Here is a 14,156-nt window from a genome sequence, read left to right on the forward strand (position 1 = left end):
GGTGTAGCGGGCGGCCACCGGTCCGGCAGCGGCCGAGGAACCGCCGAAGAACACCGGGGGAATCGGGTCCGGCCGGTTGTTCAGTTGCGCGTTGCGCACCTGAAGGTGCTTGCCCTCGAACGTCACCGGAGCGTCGGACTCCCACAGCTCGCGCACGATGTGCAGGAATTCACCGGTGCGCTCGTAGCGCTGTTCCTTGTCCAGGAAGTCGCCGTAGGCCTGCTGTTCGTGTGGCTCGCCGCCGGTCACTACGTTCAGCAACAGCCGTCCGCGCGAATGCCGCTGGAAGGTTCCGGCCATCTGTGCGGCCAGCGTGGGGCTCACCACACCGGGCCGGAACGCGACCAGGAATTTCAGGGTTTCGGTGGTCTCCACCAGCATGGCCGTCGTCAGCCAGGCGTCCTCACACCATGCGCCCGTCGGTGTCAGCACCGCCTCGAAGCCGTTCTCCTCCGCCGCACCGGCGATCTGGTTCAGATAGCGCAGCGAGGCCGGACGGTCGCCCGACATCGAGGTGCCGTGTCCGCCCGCGACCAGATTGCGGGAATCGCCATAGGTGGGAAGAAACCAGTGGAACGAAAGGCTCATTTCGGACATGATGGCCGACGACCGGCAGTGAGTCACCGGTTGTAATCGGGCTGGTTCTTAATCTGGCCCATCCGCATCGAACGCCCGCAAACTCCACCGATGCCGTGTGTCTGTGCCGGACACGGCAACCTGTGCTGCCGCGTGCCGGCAGTCGGAAAGTCGAGGAATCAAGCAGTGAAGATGAGGAAATTCGCCGTGCTCACGGCGCTGGTCGCGACAACGTTGGGTGCGCTGGCGGGGACGGTTCAGGCCGCTCCGGCCGCCGACGACGGCGTGGTGAACTATCAGGCGAGGTCCACGGAGAATGCGGCGATCGTTTCGACCGACGCCGGGTCGATGGACGTCGAGGACGGCGTATTCAAGATCAAGGCCGCCAACGGAACCACCGTGGCCGGAACCCCGTTGACGTTCCGGGTCGACGATTTCGAGTTCCCGATCGCGGCCGACATCTCCGGTCGCACGGCGACGCTGACCCCGCAGTTCGATCTGCAGCATGCGGTCTACAAGCCGGTCGCGCTCCCGTTCGAGGACAGCGCCCCGTGGAAGACCCCCTACGAGCGTGAGGTCGCCGCCTTCACTCGTCTCAAGGACACCATCGCCACCGGCGCTGCCATCGGCACCGCGGCCGGCGGTATCGGTGGCGCGGTCATCGGCTGCATCGCCGGTGCCGCTATCGGTCTCGTTGCGACCGGTGCGCTGCTCGCGCTGTTCGGCGCGGGCCCGCTGGGCGGCTGTGTCGCCGGTGCCGCCGCGGTCGGCTTCCTGGGTGTGCTCGCCGGCCAGATCTTCGTGACCGCTCCGGTCGCGATCGGCGCCGTGATCCAGTACTTCTCCACCATCAACGAACCCTTCAAGGCCCCGGCCAAATGAAGCGGTTACCGGCCCCACCCCTGAGCCGGTAATTATTTCAGCGGTCGAATTAAAAGGACCTTCGCACTTTCGAGTGCGAAGGTCCTTTTTTAATTTGTGAGATTCGATTTATTTTCCCGGGCCGGGCTATTCGAATCGACCTGGTTATTAACCTCGTCGCTTTTTGGCATTCACCACAAACTGGATAAAGCCGCTCCGGCGGAATGCAATGAGTGATGAGGAAAATGCAGTGAAGATGAGGAACTTTGCCGTGGTCGCGGCCACGGTGGCCGCCGCCGTCGGCGTGACCACCGGGACCGTGAACGCCGCGCCCGCCGTACCCGACGAAGGTGCCGTCAACTACCAGGCATCGACGAACGAGAAGTCGACGATCATATCCACCGACGCCGGTTCGCTGGACGTGGAAAATGGTGTTTTCAAGATCAAGGCCGCCAATGGGACGACCCTGGCCGGAACCGAATTGAAGTTCCGGGTCGATGATTTCGAATTCCCGATCGCCGCCGATATCGCCGGTCGCACCGCCACCCTGACCCCGCAGTTCGATCTGCAGCACGCGGTCTACAAGCCGGTCGCGCTCCCGTTCGAGGACCAGGCGCCGTGGAAGACGCCCTATGACCGGGAAGTGGCGGCCTGGACCCGCCTGACCAGCACCATCACCGCGGGCGCGACCATCGGCACGCTGGTCGGTGGTCTCACCGGCGGAGCGGTGGGCTGCTTGCTCGGCGGCATCGCGGGTGCGACCGTGGCCGCGGCCGCCATCGTCGGCCTGTTCGGCGGCTTCCTGCCGGCCGCGGTGGTCGGTTGCATCGGCGGCATCATCGCCGTCGGCGCGCTGGGCACGCTGGCGGGCCAGCTGCTGGTCACCGCACCGGTGGCGATTCTGGCGGTCGCCCAGTACTTCACCACCATCAATGCGCCGTTCAACCCTCCGGCTCCGGCCAAGTAGGGGAGAGCGGATCCCGCCGTGCACCTCGGGTCGATCGGCACCGACCCGAGGTGCACGGTTTCGCGGAAAACCTGTCAGCGCACGGTGATTCGGCACGCTCAGCGCGGAATCGCAGTGCCGTCCAGGGTGGCGATCGCGATCGTGGCGGCACGGGCGATCGCCGCGTTGTCGTATTCGGCGTCCGGCCGATCGCGAGTGGACAGGATCGTCAGCACGATCGGCGCGCGTCCCGGCGGCCACGCCACGGCGATATCGTTGCGCGTTCCGTAGTCGCCGCCGCCGGTTTTGTCGCCGACCTGCCAGCCCGCCGGCACCCCGGCCCGGATCAGCGCGGCACCGGTGGTGTTGGCACGCAGCAGACCGGTGAGCACATCGCGATCGTCGGCGGCGACCGACGGGTCGAGCACGTAGTGCAGCAGATCGGCGGCCAGCGCACGCGGCGTACTGGTGTCGCGCTCGTCGCCGGGCAGGGCCTCGTTCAGCGTGGTCTCGGTGCGGTCCATCCGCGTGGTCGTATCGCCGACGGCGCGCAGCCGCTGCTGCAATCCCTGCGGACCGCCGAGTTCGGCGAACATCAGATTGCCGGCGGTGTTGTCGCTGAACCGCACCGCGGCGTCCATGATCTCCCGCACAGTCATGCCCTGGTCGACATGCTGTTCGGTGACCGGTGAATTCGGCACCAGATCGGCCCGGGTGTAGGTGACGCGACGGTCGAGTTCGGCGGGCGGGAGGGTGCTCAGCAGCGCGCCCGCGGCCAGCGCCTTGAATGTCGAACAATACGGAAACCGCTCGTCCGGCCGGTATTCGACGGCTCGGCCGGTTCCGGTGTCGAGCGCGTACACGCCCAGCCGGCCGTGCAGCCGAGCCTCCAGATCGCGGAATTCGGTCAGCGACTCGGCGGCGAGCGGAACCGTCGATTCGGGCGCCGTCGATCCGGGGGCGGTCGATGCAGGCGCCGCGCTTCGATCGGCACCGCAGGCGCTCAGCGGTATGAGGGTGGCAGCGGCCGCGACCAGCACGGCCGAGCGGGTGAAGCGAGGGGGCGTCATATGCGTTCCTTGTGGATCTGCGTTCCTTGTGGATCGATGGCGGTGAGCGCTCGCAGCAAGAGTGGCAGCCCTCGCGCATGCTGTCCAAGACACCTGTGGTGGTATCCATGCCGATTCGGCATAGACTGCGCGATCGTGGATATGGTCGCCGCCTGTAAGGCCTTCGTCGCGGTGAGCGGTCTCGGGAGTTTCACCGCGGGGGCCGCCGCCGCGCAGATCCCGCAGTCGGTGGCCAGTCGCCGGATCGCGGCGCTGGAACGGCACTTCGGCGCGCGATTGCTCGAACGGACCTCGCGTACTGCCTCATTGACCTCGTTCGGCCGCGATATGTTGCCGTCGGCGCGACGGCTGGTCGAGGCGGCCGAGGCCGTGGAGGAGCATGCCGAGCGGGCCCGTCAGCGCCCGTTCCGATTGGCGCTGCCCGCCATCTGCGGACCGGTGCCGCTGGCCGGGCTGGTCGCCGAATGCCGCCGCGCGCGGCTTCGGCTCGAACCGGAGCCCGCCGAGCCCGGCCGGCGCGCGGAACTCACCCGCACGCACGAAGTGCGTGCCGCGATTCTGGCCGTCCCCGCCGATCGCGGCATCTGGCGCGTGCCGTTGGGCCTGGCCGATGCCACGGGCCCGCACAGCACGCCGATCTACCTGGAAACCCTTCGGGTACTGCGGCTTTCGGAACAGCAGCGCCGGCGCAGCGTGTGGATACAGCCCGAGGACGATGTGCCGCACATCCGCGATCGGATCATCCGGCTGCGCGATTCGCTCGGCCTGCGCCCGGCCCAGGTGGTGGTCGCGCGGTCACTGATCACCGCGGTCGCCGAGGTGCTCGACGGCACCGATCTGCTGTTGTGCTCGCCCGCCCAGGCCACCGAACTGGGCCTGCACTGGCGGCCGATCGGGGAGTTGGAGCTCGCCAGGGGCTACGACATCGCGGCGGGATCACGCGAGGACGCGGACCGGATCCGCGCGCTGGGCGCCGAACCGATCGGCCGCTGTCTCGGTGTGCCGGGCAACGTCGACGCACGCGACGATGGGAACTGACATGGGCGTCTCGACCGCACTGCGACGCGCGCGCACGGAACTGCGCGACGCCGGACTCGACGGCTCCATCCTGGTGCGCGATCTCGACACCGGTGACGAGCTGGGTCTCGACGCCGACCTCGAATTGCCGATCGCCTCGCTGGTGAAGGTGCCGCTCGTGCTGGCGACGATGGAACGGGTGCTGCGCGGCGAGATCGACCCGGCGACCCCGATCCGGGTACTGCCCGGCCGCAGTACGGTGGCCGGTCCGACCGGGTTGAGCAGATTTCGCCATCCGGCGACGGTCGCGGTCGAGGATCTGATGTATCTGAGCATCGCGATCAGCGACGGGGGCGCCACCGACGCCCTGTTCGAGCTGACTCCGCCCGACGCGGTGACCGCCGAATTGCGCCGCCTGGGCCACGAGGGCATCGCGGTCCGGCATCTGGCCGACGATCTGGTGCGGACCCCGGCCGAGCAGTTCGCCCCCGGCGACGGTCACCTCGCCCACGCCCTGGCCATCGAGGCCGCGACGGCCGGACGCGGACATCCGGTCACACAACTCGACATCAGCCATGCCAATACCGGCACCGCGCGGTCGTTCGTCGATCTACTCGCCGAATTGTGGCGGCCGGTGCGGGTCCACCCCGACGCCGCAGCGAGAGTGCGAGAGTTCCTGTCGGACAACCTGTTACGTCAACGACTCGCCCCCGATTTCAGCTCCGACGCGACCCGGTGGTCATCGAAGACGGGCACCCTGCTGAATCTGCGGCACGAGGCGGGCGTAGCCGAACACGCCGACGGGCAGACCCTGGCCGTAGCCGTGCTGACCCGATCGCGGGTGCCCGCCGTGGTGCAACCCGGCGCGGAGGCCGCGATGGCGACCGCGGCGCGGATCCTGCACGACGAACTGCGGATGCGGCCCTCCTGAGGGCGACCGCAGCGTGTGACGGATAGTTATGTTCCCGCTGCGTGTAACGGGTGAGCGAAATGCGCGGCCGGGTCATCGTCGGGTATGGCCTCCACAGCACCGCAGCAGATCTCCGATCGCGACCTCGACGACATCTTCGACCCCGTTTTCGACCGCATCGCCGCCGGGGCGGTGGCGCGCGAGATCGACCGTCGCCTGGCCTACGAGGAGGTCGACTGGCTGCGTCAGGCCGGATTCGGCGCGCTGCGGGTGCCGGCCGAATACGGTGGCTTCGGCGTCAGCGTGCGCCAGCTGTTCCGGCTGCTGATCGAACTCGGCGCCGCGGAATCCAATCTGCCGCAAGCACTTCGGGTGCATTTCTCCTTCGTCGAGGATCAGCTGCTGGCCGAGCCCGGTCCCGCGCGTGAGCACTGGCTGCGCGCGGCCGGATCCGGTGCCCTGGTGGGCAATGCCATCACCGAACCGGGCATCGGCGCGGTCGACCGCTACCGCACCCGGCTGACCCGCGGCTCCGGCGACGACTGGCTGCTCAACGGCACCAAGTACTACAGCACCGGCTCGCTGTACGCGGACTACATCCTCGCCGCGGCCGATCGCGACGGGGAGCGGGTGTCGGTGCTGGTCGACGCGAATGCCGACGGGGTGCGGCAGAGCGACGACTGGGACGGCTTCGGCCAGCGACTGACCGCCAGTGGCACAACGGAATTCAACGATGTGCGGATCTCGGACGAGCGGGTGCTCGGCCCGGGGTACGGCGCGCCCGGCCGCACCTACGCCACCTCGTACCTGCAGCTGGTGCAGTTGGCGGTGCTGGCCGGCATCGCCCAGCGGGCCGAATCCGATGTGCGGGCGTGGGTCGCCGACCGCACGCGCAGCTACACCCATTCGGCGGCCGATCTGCCCCGCCACGATCCGCTGGTCCAGCAGGTGATCGGGAAACTGTCGGCGGCCGCCTTCGGGGCGCGCGCGAGCGTGCTGGCCGTGGCCGAGCTGCTGGACGAGGTGCTGGCGGCGGGCGCGCAGGACGACGCGGCACTGGACGCGGTCGAACTGGCCTCGGCCCAAGCGCAACTCGGTGTGATCGACACCGTGCTGACCGCCACCACTCAGCTGTTCGAGGTCGGCGGTGCCTCGATCACCTCCGAAGATCTGCGACTGGACCGGCATTGGCGCAATGCGCGCACCATCTCGGTGCACAATCCCGCCGTGCAGAAGGCGCGGGCGATCGGCGATCACCTGCTCAACGGAACCGAACTCCCCTACGCGTGGAGCGCGGGCAGCCGCGAGAGCCAGGTGCGGTCATGACCCGGCGGATCCGTTTCAACGCCTTCGATATGAACTGTGTGGCGCACCAGTCCCCGGGACTGTGGCGCCACCCCGAGGACCAGTCGCATCGCTACAAAGAGCTGAGCTACTGGACCGATTTGGCGAAGCTGCTGGAGCGCGGCCGTTTCGACGGGATCTTCATCGCCGATGTGCTGGGCATCTACGACGTATACGGCGGCAACGACATCGCCGCGCTGCGGCAGGGCGCGCAGGTGCCGGTCGCCGATCCGCTGCTGCTGGTCTCGGCGATGGCGGCGGTGACCGACCATCTGGGCTTCGGCATCACCACCGGTACCGGGTTCGAGCATCCCTTTCCGTTCGCCCGGCGGCTCTCGACGCTGGATCATCTGACCAACGGCCGCTTGGGCTGGAATGTGGTGACCGGATATCTGCCGTCGGCCGCCGCCAATATGGGTGAGTCCGAACATCTCGACCACGACGAGCGCTACAACCACGCCGACGAATACCTCGAGGTGTTGTACAAGCTCTGGGAAGGTTCCTGGGAGGACGACGCGGTCGTGCGCGACCGGGCGCAGGGCATCTACGTCGATCCGGCGAAGGTACATCACATCGGCCACGCCGGAAAGCACTTCACGGTACCGGGTATTCACCTCTCGGAGCCCTCGCCGCAGCGCACCCCGGTGATCTACCAGGCCGGCGCCTCACCGCGCGGCGTGGCCTTCGCCGCCGAGAACGCGGAGGCGATCTTCGTCGCCGCCCCCTCGAAACGCGTTTTGGGACAGACGGTCACCCGTATTCGCGACGCACTCGAAGCGGCCGGCCGCGACCGCTACGCGGCCCGGATCTACGCGCTCGCCACCATCATCACCGACGCCACCGACGAAGCGGCACAACGCAAGTACGACGAATATCGCTCGTATGCCAGCGTCGAGGGCGGTCTGGTGTTCATGTCCGGCTGGATGGGTATCGACCTGTCGCGCTACGGCCTCGACGACCCGATCGGCGAGGTGAACAGCAATGCGATCCTGTCCGCCGTCGCCGCGTTCCAGGAATTCGACGACGACGGCCGGGAATGGACCGTGCGGGATATCGCGGCCTGGGCCGGCATCGGCGGGATGGGCCCCGTATTCGTCGGATCGGGGACGACGGTGGCGGATCGGCTCCAGGAATGGGTCGACGAGACCGATATCGACGGCTACAACCTGGCCTACGCGATCACGCCCGGCACATTCGAAGATATTGTGCAGCACGTGATTCCGGTGCTGACCGAGCGTGGCGCCTATCCGAGTGAGTACGTCCCGGGCACCCTGCGCAACGCGCTGTTCGGCGCGGGCGACCGGCTGCCGGACGACCATCGCGGCGCGCGCTACCGGCTCGGTGGACCGGGTTCGACGGTGCTGCCGGACGAGCAGGTGCGCCCGCAGGCAGCCGTCACCGCGACCTGATCGATCGGCGGTGTGCGACATCGATTCCCGGTGATCGCAACTGTCAACGAAAGCCGTTGGCAAGCGCACTATTTCGGTATGACGAACGAGAATTCGAAACGCACCGCCGCCATCGTCGGCGCCGGCATCGCCGGTGTCACCGCCGCTCTCGGACTGCAGCAGGCCGGGTTCGACGTCACGGTCTACAGCGATCGCGATCAACGCGGTCTGCGTGACGACATCCCCGCCACCGGAACCGCGCTCATCTTCGGTGAGGCCCAGGCCGCCGAAACCGCCCTCGGACTCGACACCTACGTGAATCGGGCCCCGCAGCACACCGGACTGAGTGTGCGGATCGCGGGTCCGGGGCCGGAACGGCCCGAATTGATCGGATTCGACGGCGATTTCGACGGTTTCGTCGGCGTCGCGGTCGACACCCGCCTCAAGGTCGACGAGCGACTGACCGCATTCGTCGAGGCCGGTGGCCGCTTCGTGGTCGAGAAGGTGACCCCGGAGAGCCTGGACACCATCGCCACCGCGCACGATCTGGTGCTCGTCGCGACCGGTAAGGCCGGTTTGGCGGAGCTGTTCCCGATCGACACCGAGCGCACCGTCTACGACGCGCCACAGCGCAGCCTGCTCACCGTGACGGTGACCGGATTGGGTTACGAGCCGGAAGTTTTCGCGCACCGCAGCCCCTCCGGCGGGCAGCACAGCGGATTTTCCATCTTCGCCGAGCAGGGTGAGGCGTGGTGGGGTCCGTATCTGCACAAGGATGCCGGGCCGAGCTGGGCCTTCCTGGGCTGGGCGCGCCCGGGCAGCGAATGGGAGAGCCGGTTCGCCGCCGCCGATTCCGCCGAGTCGGCGCACCGTATCGTCACCGAGCTGTATCGGGACTACATCGACTGGGATCTGCCGGAAGTGCTGGCCACCAAGGTGATTGCCGAGGACCCGCACTCCTGGCTGAAGGGCGCGGTGCGTCCGGTGGTCCGGCACGGCGTCGGGCGCACGGCGGGCGGGCATGTCGTGGCGGCGCTCGGGGACACCGCGGTCGCCTACGACCCGATCGCCGGCCAGGGCGCGCAGAGCGGCCTCATCCAGGCGCAGCGGCTCGTCGCGGCCGCCTCCGCGCACGAGGGCCCCTTCGACGCCGAGTGGATCGAGGAGCAGTACAACGCGTTCCTGCTCGCCCGCTCCGACGCCGCGGCCAAGGTGACCCGCCTGTTCCTCGGCGATCCGGAACTGGCCGAGATCGGCAACCGGTTCTTCGCCGCCGCGGCCGTCGATCCGCGCGTCGCCTCGGTGCTGGTGAGCACCCTGCACAAGCCGCAGCCGCTGCTGCAGATCAACTCCCTCGCCGACGCGGACGCCCTGCTCGAGCAGATCACGGGTGAGGGCGCCGACGAGTTGGTGGCCCGCTTCCAGCCCGCGGGCCGATTCGAACGGTCGGGGTACGGCTCGGCGGTCGCGTCGGCATAACGGCGTTCACCGGCTCGGATGAGTGCCGCTGATCCGATCCTGAGGATTCAAACCCTCGTCCCCACCGGTCAGCGGTGTTGAAGTGGAGGTGCGCCGGGTGCACGGTTGCCGCACTCGGCGCACCGACCACGGAGCGCGCACCGTAACGAACAGCCCGGCCGTCGGCGCGACCGGGTGCGGATGTCCCAATCACAGGAGTGTCGATGACCACCGAGAAGATCGCCGAGCAGACTCAGTTCGCCTACTGGGTGCCCAACGTCAGCGGCGGGCTGGTGACCAGCACGATCGATCAACGCACCAGCTGGGATTTCGAATACAACAAGAAGCTGGCGCGCACTGCCGAGAACAACGGCTTCGACTACGCCCTCTCCCAGGTGCGCTACACCGCCTCCTACGGCGCGGAATATCAGCACGAGTCGACGTCGTTCAGTCTCGCCCTCCTGGGCGCCACCGAGCGGCTGAAGGTGATCGCGGCCGTGCACCCGGGGCTGTGGCATCCGGCGGTGCTGGCGAAATTCGGGGTCACCGCCGACCATCTGTCCGGCGGGCGCTTCGCGATCAATGTCGTATCCGGTTGGTTCGGCGGGGAGTTCACCGCGCTCGGGGAACCGTGGCTCGAGCACGATGAGCGGTACCGGCGCAGCGCCGAATTCCTCGAGGTCGTCCGCAAACTGTGGACCGAGGACGAGGTGAACTACGCCGGGGACTTCTACCGGATTCGCGACCTGACGCTGAAGCCCAAGCCGCTCAACACCCCGGAGCGGCCGAATCCCGAACTGTTCCAGGGCGGGAACTCGACGGCGGCGCGGCGCAACGGTGGCCGCCACGCCGACTGGTACTTCTCCAACGGCAAGGATTTCGACGGCGTCACCGAACAGATCGAGGACGTGCGCGCGGTCGCGCGCGAGCACAACCGCGAGGTCAAGTTCGGCCTGAACGGATTCATCATCGCCCGCGACACCGAGGCCGAGGCGCGCGACACCCTGCGCGAGATCATCGAGAAGGCCAACCGGCCCGCCGTGGAGGGTTTCCGCGACGCGGTGCAGCAGGCGGGCGCGTCCACGCGGGACGGCAAGGGTATGTGGGCCGATTCCACCTACGAGGACCTGGTCCAGTACAACGACGGCTTCCGTACGCAGCTGATCGGCACTCCCGAGCAGATCGCCGAGCGGATCGTCGCCTACCGCGATCTCGGCGTCGACCTGATCCTCGGCGGCTTCCTGCACTTTCAGGAGGAAATCGAATACTTCGGCGCCAAGGTGCTGCCGCTGGTCCGGGAGTTGGAGGCCCAGCGCGAACCCGAATTGGCGGCGAGTCGATGACTGCCGTCGCCGCCGCGCGGATCACCTCCGCCACCCAGGCTCACGAGACGGCCGCACGCCTGGCCGCGCAGTTCGCGGTCGATGCGGCCCGGCGCGACAGCGCCCGCGAATTGCCGCACCGGGAACTGGATCAGCTGTCGGCCAGTGGGCTGCTGGCCGTCACCGTGCCGGCCGAATTCGGTGGCGCGGATCTGGCGCCCGCACAGGTGGCGGAGGTGTTCCGGCTGCTGGCGGCGGCGGATCCGAATATCGCGCAGATTCCGCACAGCCATTTCGTCTATCTGAATCTGTTGCGGCTGGCGGGAACTCGGGCCCAGCGGGAACGCTATTTCGGGCGAGTGCTCGCCGGTGCGCGGATCGCGAACGCGCAGTCGGAGCGCACCAGCGCGACCATCGCCGAAATCGGCACCACCGTGCGTCCCGCCGACGGCGAATTCCGGATCGACGGCACCAAATTCTATTGTACGGGTTCACTTTTCGCGGATCTGCTGGCGGTGCTGACCCGTCTGGACGATCCCGACGGGCGCAGTGGTCTCGATCCCGGCGAGTACATCGCCTTCCTGCCCGCCGACACCGCCGGCGTGACGATCGTCGACGACTGGAACGGCATCGGCCAGCGCACGACGGGCAGCGGGACCGTGACATTCGATGACGTACGAGTGTCCGCTGACCAGTTGATTCCGCGGGCGGCGGCGGTGCGCGCCCCCACCGGTTACGGCGCCTTCGCGCAGTTGCTGCACGTCGCGATCGATGTCGGCATCGCCCGCGGCGCGCTGGACGCGGCCACGGACTTCGTGCGCACCAAGAGCCGTCCGTGGTTCGAGGCCGGGGTCGATCGGGCGAGCGAGGATCCGCTGGTGATCCAGCGCATCGGCGAGCTGGCGGTCACCGTGGCCGCCGCCGAGGCCACCTTCGAGGTGGCGGGCCGGACGGTGGATCGCGTTGTCGCGCTGACGAACAGCGGTGGCCTCGACACCGAGACCTCCGCCGCGCTCGCGGCGGAGGCATCGATCGCGGTCGCCACCGCCAAGATCACCTCGGACCGGGCCGCCAACGAGGTGTCCGCCGCACTGTTCGAGGTGAGCGGAACTCGCAGCGCCGCAGCCGATCTCGATCTGGACCGGTTCTGGCGCAATGCCCGCGCGCATACGCTGCACGATCCGGTGCGGTGGAAGTACCAGCACATCGGGCGCGCGGTGCTCAACGGCACCCCACCCCCGTTGCACGGCGTCGTCTGATTCGACGGCCGCGAGTGAGCCGAGAAGTGGGTAACCATGTCTGATCTGATCGAAATACCCTCCGACAGTACGGGTTTGCGCCGCGCCTTCGCCCATTTCCCGAGCGGTGTGGTCGCGGTCTGCGCGGAATTCGACGACGTGCCCGCCGGTTTGGTGGTGAGCACTTTCGTGCCCGTATCCCTGGATCCGCCGCTGGTGTCGTTCTGCGTGCAGAACAGCTCGACCACCTGGCCCAAGCTGGTCGGCGCGCAGCGCTTGGGTCTGAGCCTGCTCAGCGCCCACCAGGACGAGGCGGCGCAGCGGATGAGCAGCCGCCACGGTGACCGCTTCGGCGATGTCGACCTGCATCGGGGAGAGGGCGGTTCCATCTTCGTCGGCGGCGCGGCGGCCTGGTTGGAGGGCACCGTGCACACCCAGGTATCGGCCGGCGACCATCAGGTCGTCCTGGTGCAGATCACTCGCCTGGCGACGCGCTCCCAGCACGAACCGCTCGTGTTCCACGGCAGCCGGTTCCGTCGCCTGCATCCCGGCGCCGATCCGGCCTCAGCCGAGGTCGCGTAACCCGTCCGATCCCGGCCGCGAGGGCCGGAAACAGAGCCGCCGCCGCGGTCCGGGATCGGGAGCGGTGTGATCGAGCACCGAGGAGGCGAGCCCGCGCGCTCGCATTCCCGCGCGGTCCATGTCCTGGCTCAGCGCGTCCAGATGAATCAGCGTGTGCCGCAGCAGAATCGGTCCGATATCGGCCGGTTCGACGCACGCGTCGTGATAGGCCCGCACCGCACGGGGATCCTCGGTGAGTGCGGCGATGCCACCCAGGCGTACCCGTTGCGTCAATCCGGTCCAGATCCGCTCGTCCTCCGTGTTGCGCAGATCCCGCCAGCCCCCGCGGTAGTCCAGGTCGCGGATGATCGCGTCGGCCGGTTTGCCGGTCCGGGTCTCACCGACCACCGCCCAGAGCGCCAGCAGCCAGCTCAGGGCCCACAGAACGGTATCCGGCTCGCTGCGGTACAGCGTGTGCAGATCCGACCACGCCTCGTACTGGGTGAGCAGATTGGCCCAGTCGAAGACCAGAGTCTCGACCTCGCGCAGTAGCGGAGCGGGCAGGTCGTCGTCCGAGGGCCGCGCGATCTCGACCGCGCGCCCGGACACCGGATCGCGCAGTTCGACCATATCGGTCTCGCCTGTGGCGACCCATCTATGCGGTTCCCCGGCCATCCTTCGGATTGAGCCACGAATTCGGCGGGGGTGCAAGCAAAAACGCCTGAGAATTCGCCGAAACCGGTGTCGCGGCGCGGCGCGGTCCGCCCCGCGACACCGGCCCGGGTCAGGGTTGGCCGCTGACGACCGCGTTGACGGCGTCCAGGAACGGCTGGCCGCCCATCGCGTATCCACCCGCGATCGCGCCGACCACCATCCCGATCGGCCCGGTGATGATGCTGAAGAAGCCCATCCCGAGTACGGCGCCGATCAGGCCGCCGAGCACGCCACCGGCCACCAGGCCGACGACGTTCTGATTGATTTCGTTGGTGAGCCGCGCCATCGAATTGATCGGCTGCATCTCGCCGATTTCGGTGGCGGTGGCCTTGGGCTCGAGCACGACCTTGTGCCCGTCGTCGCTGATGTGTTGCGCGACATGAACCGTGCTGCCGGCCATCCGGTACGTCAGCGGCACCGTGACGAGGTCGGTGCCGTTGTCGGACTTCAGGGCGACAGCCGTCGCGTCCTTGTCGACCTCGAACCGCCCGTTCTCGACGACGGTGGTCAGAACCCGCGAAAAGTCGCTGAGCACAGCGTGATAGGTGACTCCGCGGTCGGTTCCGGAGGTGGTGATCTCTTTGGCGGCGGCCGGTGGTGCGGCCGGGGGACTGGCGTTCACGGTTCCCGCGGTGATCCCGACCGTGGCCACCGCCAGGATCGAGGTTGCGGCGAACGTGCCGAACTTCATTCAGGATTCCTTCTCACGAGACTTCCGGCCGAACGGTCCGGACGGAAGCTGACAATAACG

14 protein-coding genes are annotated in these 14,156 nt (G+C 68.1%); 10 read left to right on the forward strand and 4 right to left on the reverse strand.

The window, feature by feature from the left end; translation table 11 throughout:
- On the reverse strand, nt 1-588 hold a 588-nt coding region (locus RJ03_RS01135; RefSeq protein ID WP_036497231.1), incomplete at its 3' end, for an LLM class flavin-dependent oxidoreductase.
- Between the two features lie 174 nt (nt 589-762).
- Here RJ03_RS01135 and RJ03_RS01140 point away from each other — a divergent pair.
- Complete coding sequence (locus RJ03_RS01140; RefSeq protein ID WP_036497195.1) at nt 763-1,458, forward strand: DUF8020 domain-containing protein; 696 nt, start codon at nt 763-765, stop codon at nt 1,456-1,458.
- Nucleotides 1,459-1,687: 229 nt separating this feature from the next.
- Nucleotides 1,688-2,404, forward strand: a complete 717-nt coding sequence (locus RJ03_RS01145) for a DUF8020 domain-containing protein (RefSeq protein ID WP_036497197.1) — start codon at nt 1,688-1,690, stop codon at nt 2,402-2,404.
- Between the two features lie 98 nt (nt 2,405-2,502).
- Here the strand turns inward: RJ03_RS01145 and bla are convergent, their stop codons facing one another.
- Nucleotides 2,503-3,453, reverse strand: a complete 951-nt coding sequence (bla, locus tag RJ03_RS01150) for a class A beta-lactamase (RefSeq protein ID WP_036497199.1) — start codon at nt 3,451-3,453, stop codon at nt 2,503-2,505.
- Nucleotides 3,454-3,594: 141 nt separating this feature from the next.
- On the opposite strand from bla, the gene RJ03_RS01155 reads away from it, so the two are divergent.
- The 8 genes from RJ03_RS01155 to RJ03_RS01190 all read left to right on the forward strand — a co-directional run bounded on the left by RJ03_RS01155 (nt 3,595) and on the right by RJ03_RS01190 (nt 12,712).
- Nucleotides 3,595-4,491, forward strand: a complete 897-nt coding sequence (locus RJ03_RS01155; protein WP_232329226.1) for a LysR family transcriptional regulator — start codon at nt 3,595-3,597, stop codon at nt 4,489-4,491.
- A 1-nt stretch (nt 4,492) separates the two neighbouring features.
- Nucleotides 4,493-5,401, forward strand: coding sequence for a serine hydrolase (locus RJ03_RS01160; protein WP_036497202.1), 909 nt, complete (start codon nt 4,493-4,495; stop codon nt 5,399-5,401).
- Nucleotides 5,402-5,485: 84 nt separating this feature from the next.
- Complete coding sequence (locus RJ03_RS01165) at nt 5,486-6,706, forward strand: acyl-CoA dehydrogenase family protein (protein ID WP_036497203.1); 1,221 nt, start codon at nt 5,486-5,488, stop codon at nt 6,704-6,706.
- The gene (locus tag RJ03_RS01170; RefSeq protein WP_036497233.1) at nt 6,703-8,133 is read left to right on the forward strand and encodes an LLM class flavin-dependent oxidoreductase; all 1,431 of its coding nucleotides are present in this window, start codon (nt 6,703-6,705) and stop codon (nt 8,131-8,133) included. The genes RJ03_RS01165 and RJ03_RS01170 overlap by 4 nt, the downstream gene beginning before the upstream one ends.
- Before the next feature lie 78 nt (nt 8,134-8,211).
- Nucleotides 8,212-9,591 carry a styrene monooxygenase/indole monooxygenase family protein gene (locus RJ03_RS01175; RefSeq protein WP_036497205.1) on the forward strand — a complete coding sequence of 460 codons (1,380 nt, stop codon included), beginning with the start codon at nt 8,212-8,214 and terminating at the stop codon, nt 9,589-9,591.
- A 203-nt stretch (nt 9,592-9,794) separates the two neighbouring features.
- Nucleotides 9,795-10,913 (forward strand): dimethylsulfone monooxygenase SfnG, encoded by a 1,119-nt coding sequence (gene sfnG, locus RJ03_RS01180; RefSeq protein ID WP_036497235.1) that lies wholly within the window; start codon nt 9,795-9,797, stop codon nt 10,911-10,913.
- On the forward strand, nt 10,910-12,151 hold the full coding sequence (locus RJ03_RS01185) for an SfnB family sulfur acquisition oxidoreductase (RefSeq protein ID WP_036497207.1): 1,242 nt from the start codon (nt 10,910-10,912) through the stop codon (nt 12,149-12,151). Before sfnG ends, RJ03_RS01185 begins: the two co-directional genes overlap by 4 nt.
- Nucleotides 12,152-12,187: 36 nt before the next feature.
- Complete coding sequence (locus RJ03_RS01190) at nt 12,188-12,712, forward strand: flavin reductase family protein (protein WP_036497209.1); 525 nt, start codon at nt 12,188-12,190, stop codon at nt 12,710-12,712.
- On the opposite strand, the gene RJ03_RS34745 is transcribed toward RJ03_RS01190, so the two are convergent.
- The gene (locus RJ03_RS34745) at nt 12,695-13,366 is read right to left on the reverse strand and encodes a hypothetical protein (protein ID WP_051024111.1); all 672 of its coding nucleotides are present in this window, start codon (nt 13,364-13,366) and stop codon (nt 12,695-12,697) included. The two genes, RJ03_RS01190 and RJ03_RS34745, sit on opposite strands and share 18 nt — an antisense overlap.
- A gap of 109 nt (nt 13,367-13,475) precedes the next feature.
- Nucleotides 13,476-14,096, reverse strand: coding sequence for a DUF8020 domain-containing protein (locus RJ03_RS01200; protein WP_036497210.1), 621 nt, complete (start codon nt 14,094-14,096; stop codon nt 13,476-13,478).
- Between the last annotated feature and the right edge of the window lie 60 nt (nt 14,097-14,156).

This window comes from Nocardia aobensis NBRC 100429 (assembly GCF_000308375.1).
In the GTDB taxonomy this organism is placed as follows: Bacteria; Actinomycetota; Actinomycetes; order Mycobacteriales; family Mycobacteriaceae; genus Nocardia; species Nocardia aobensis.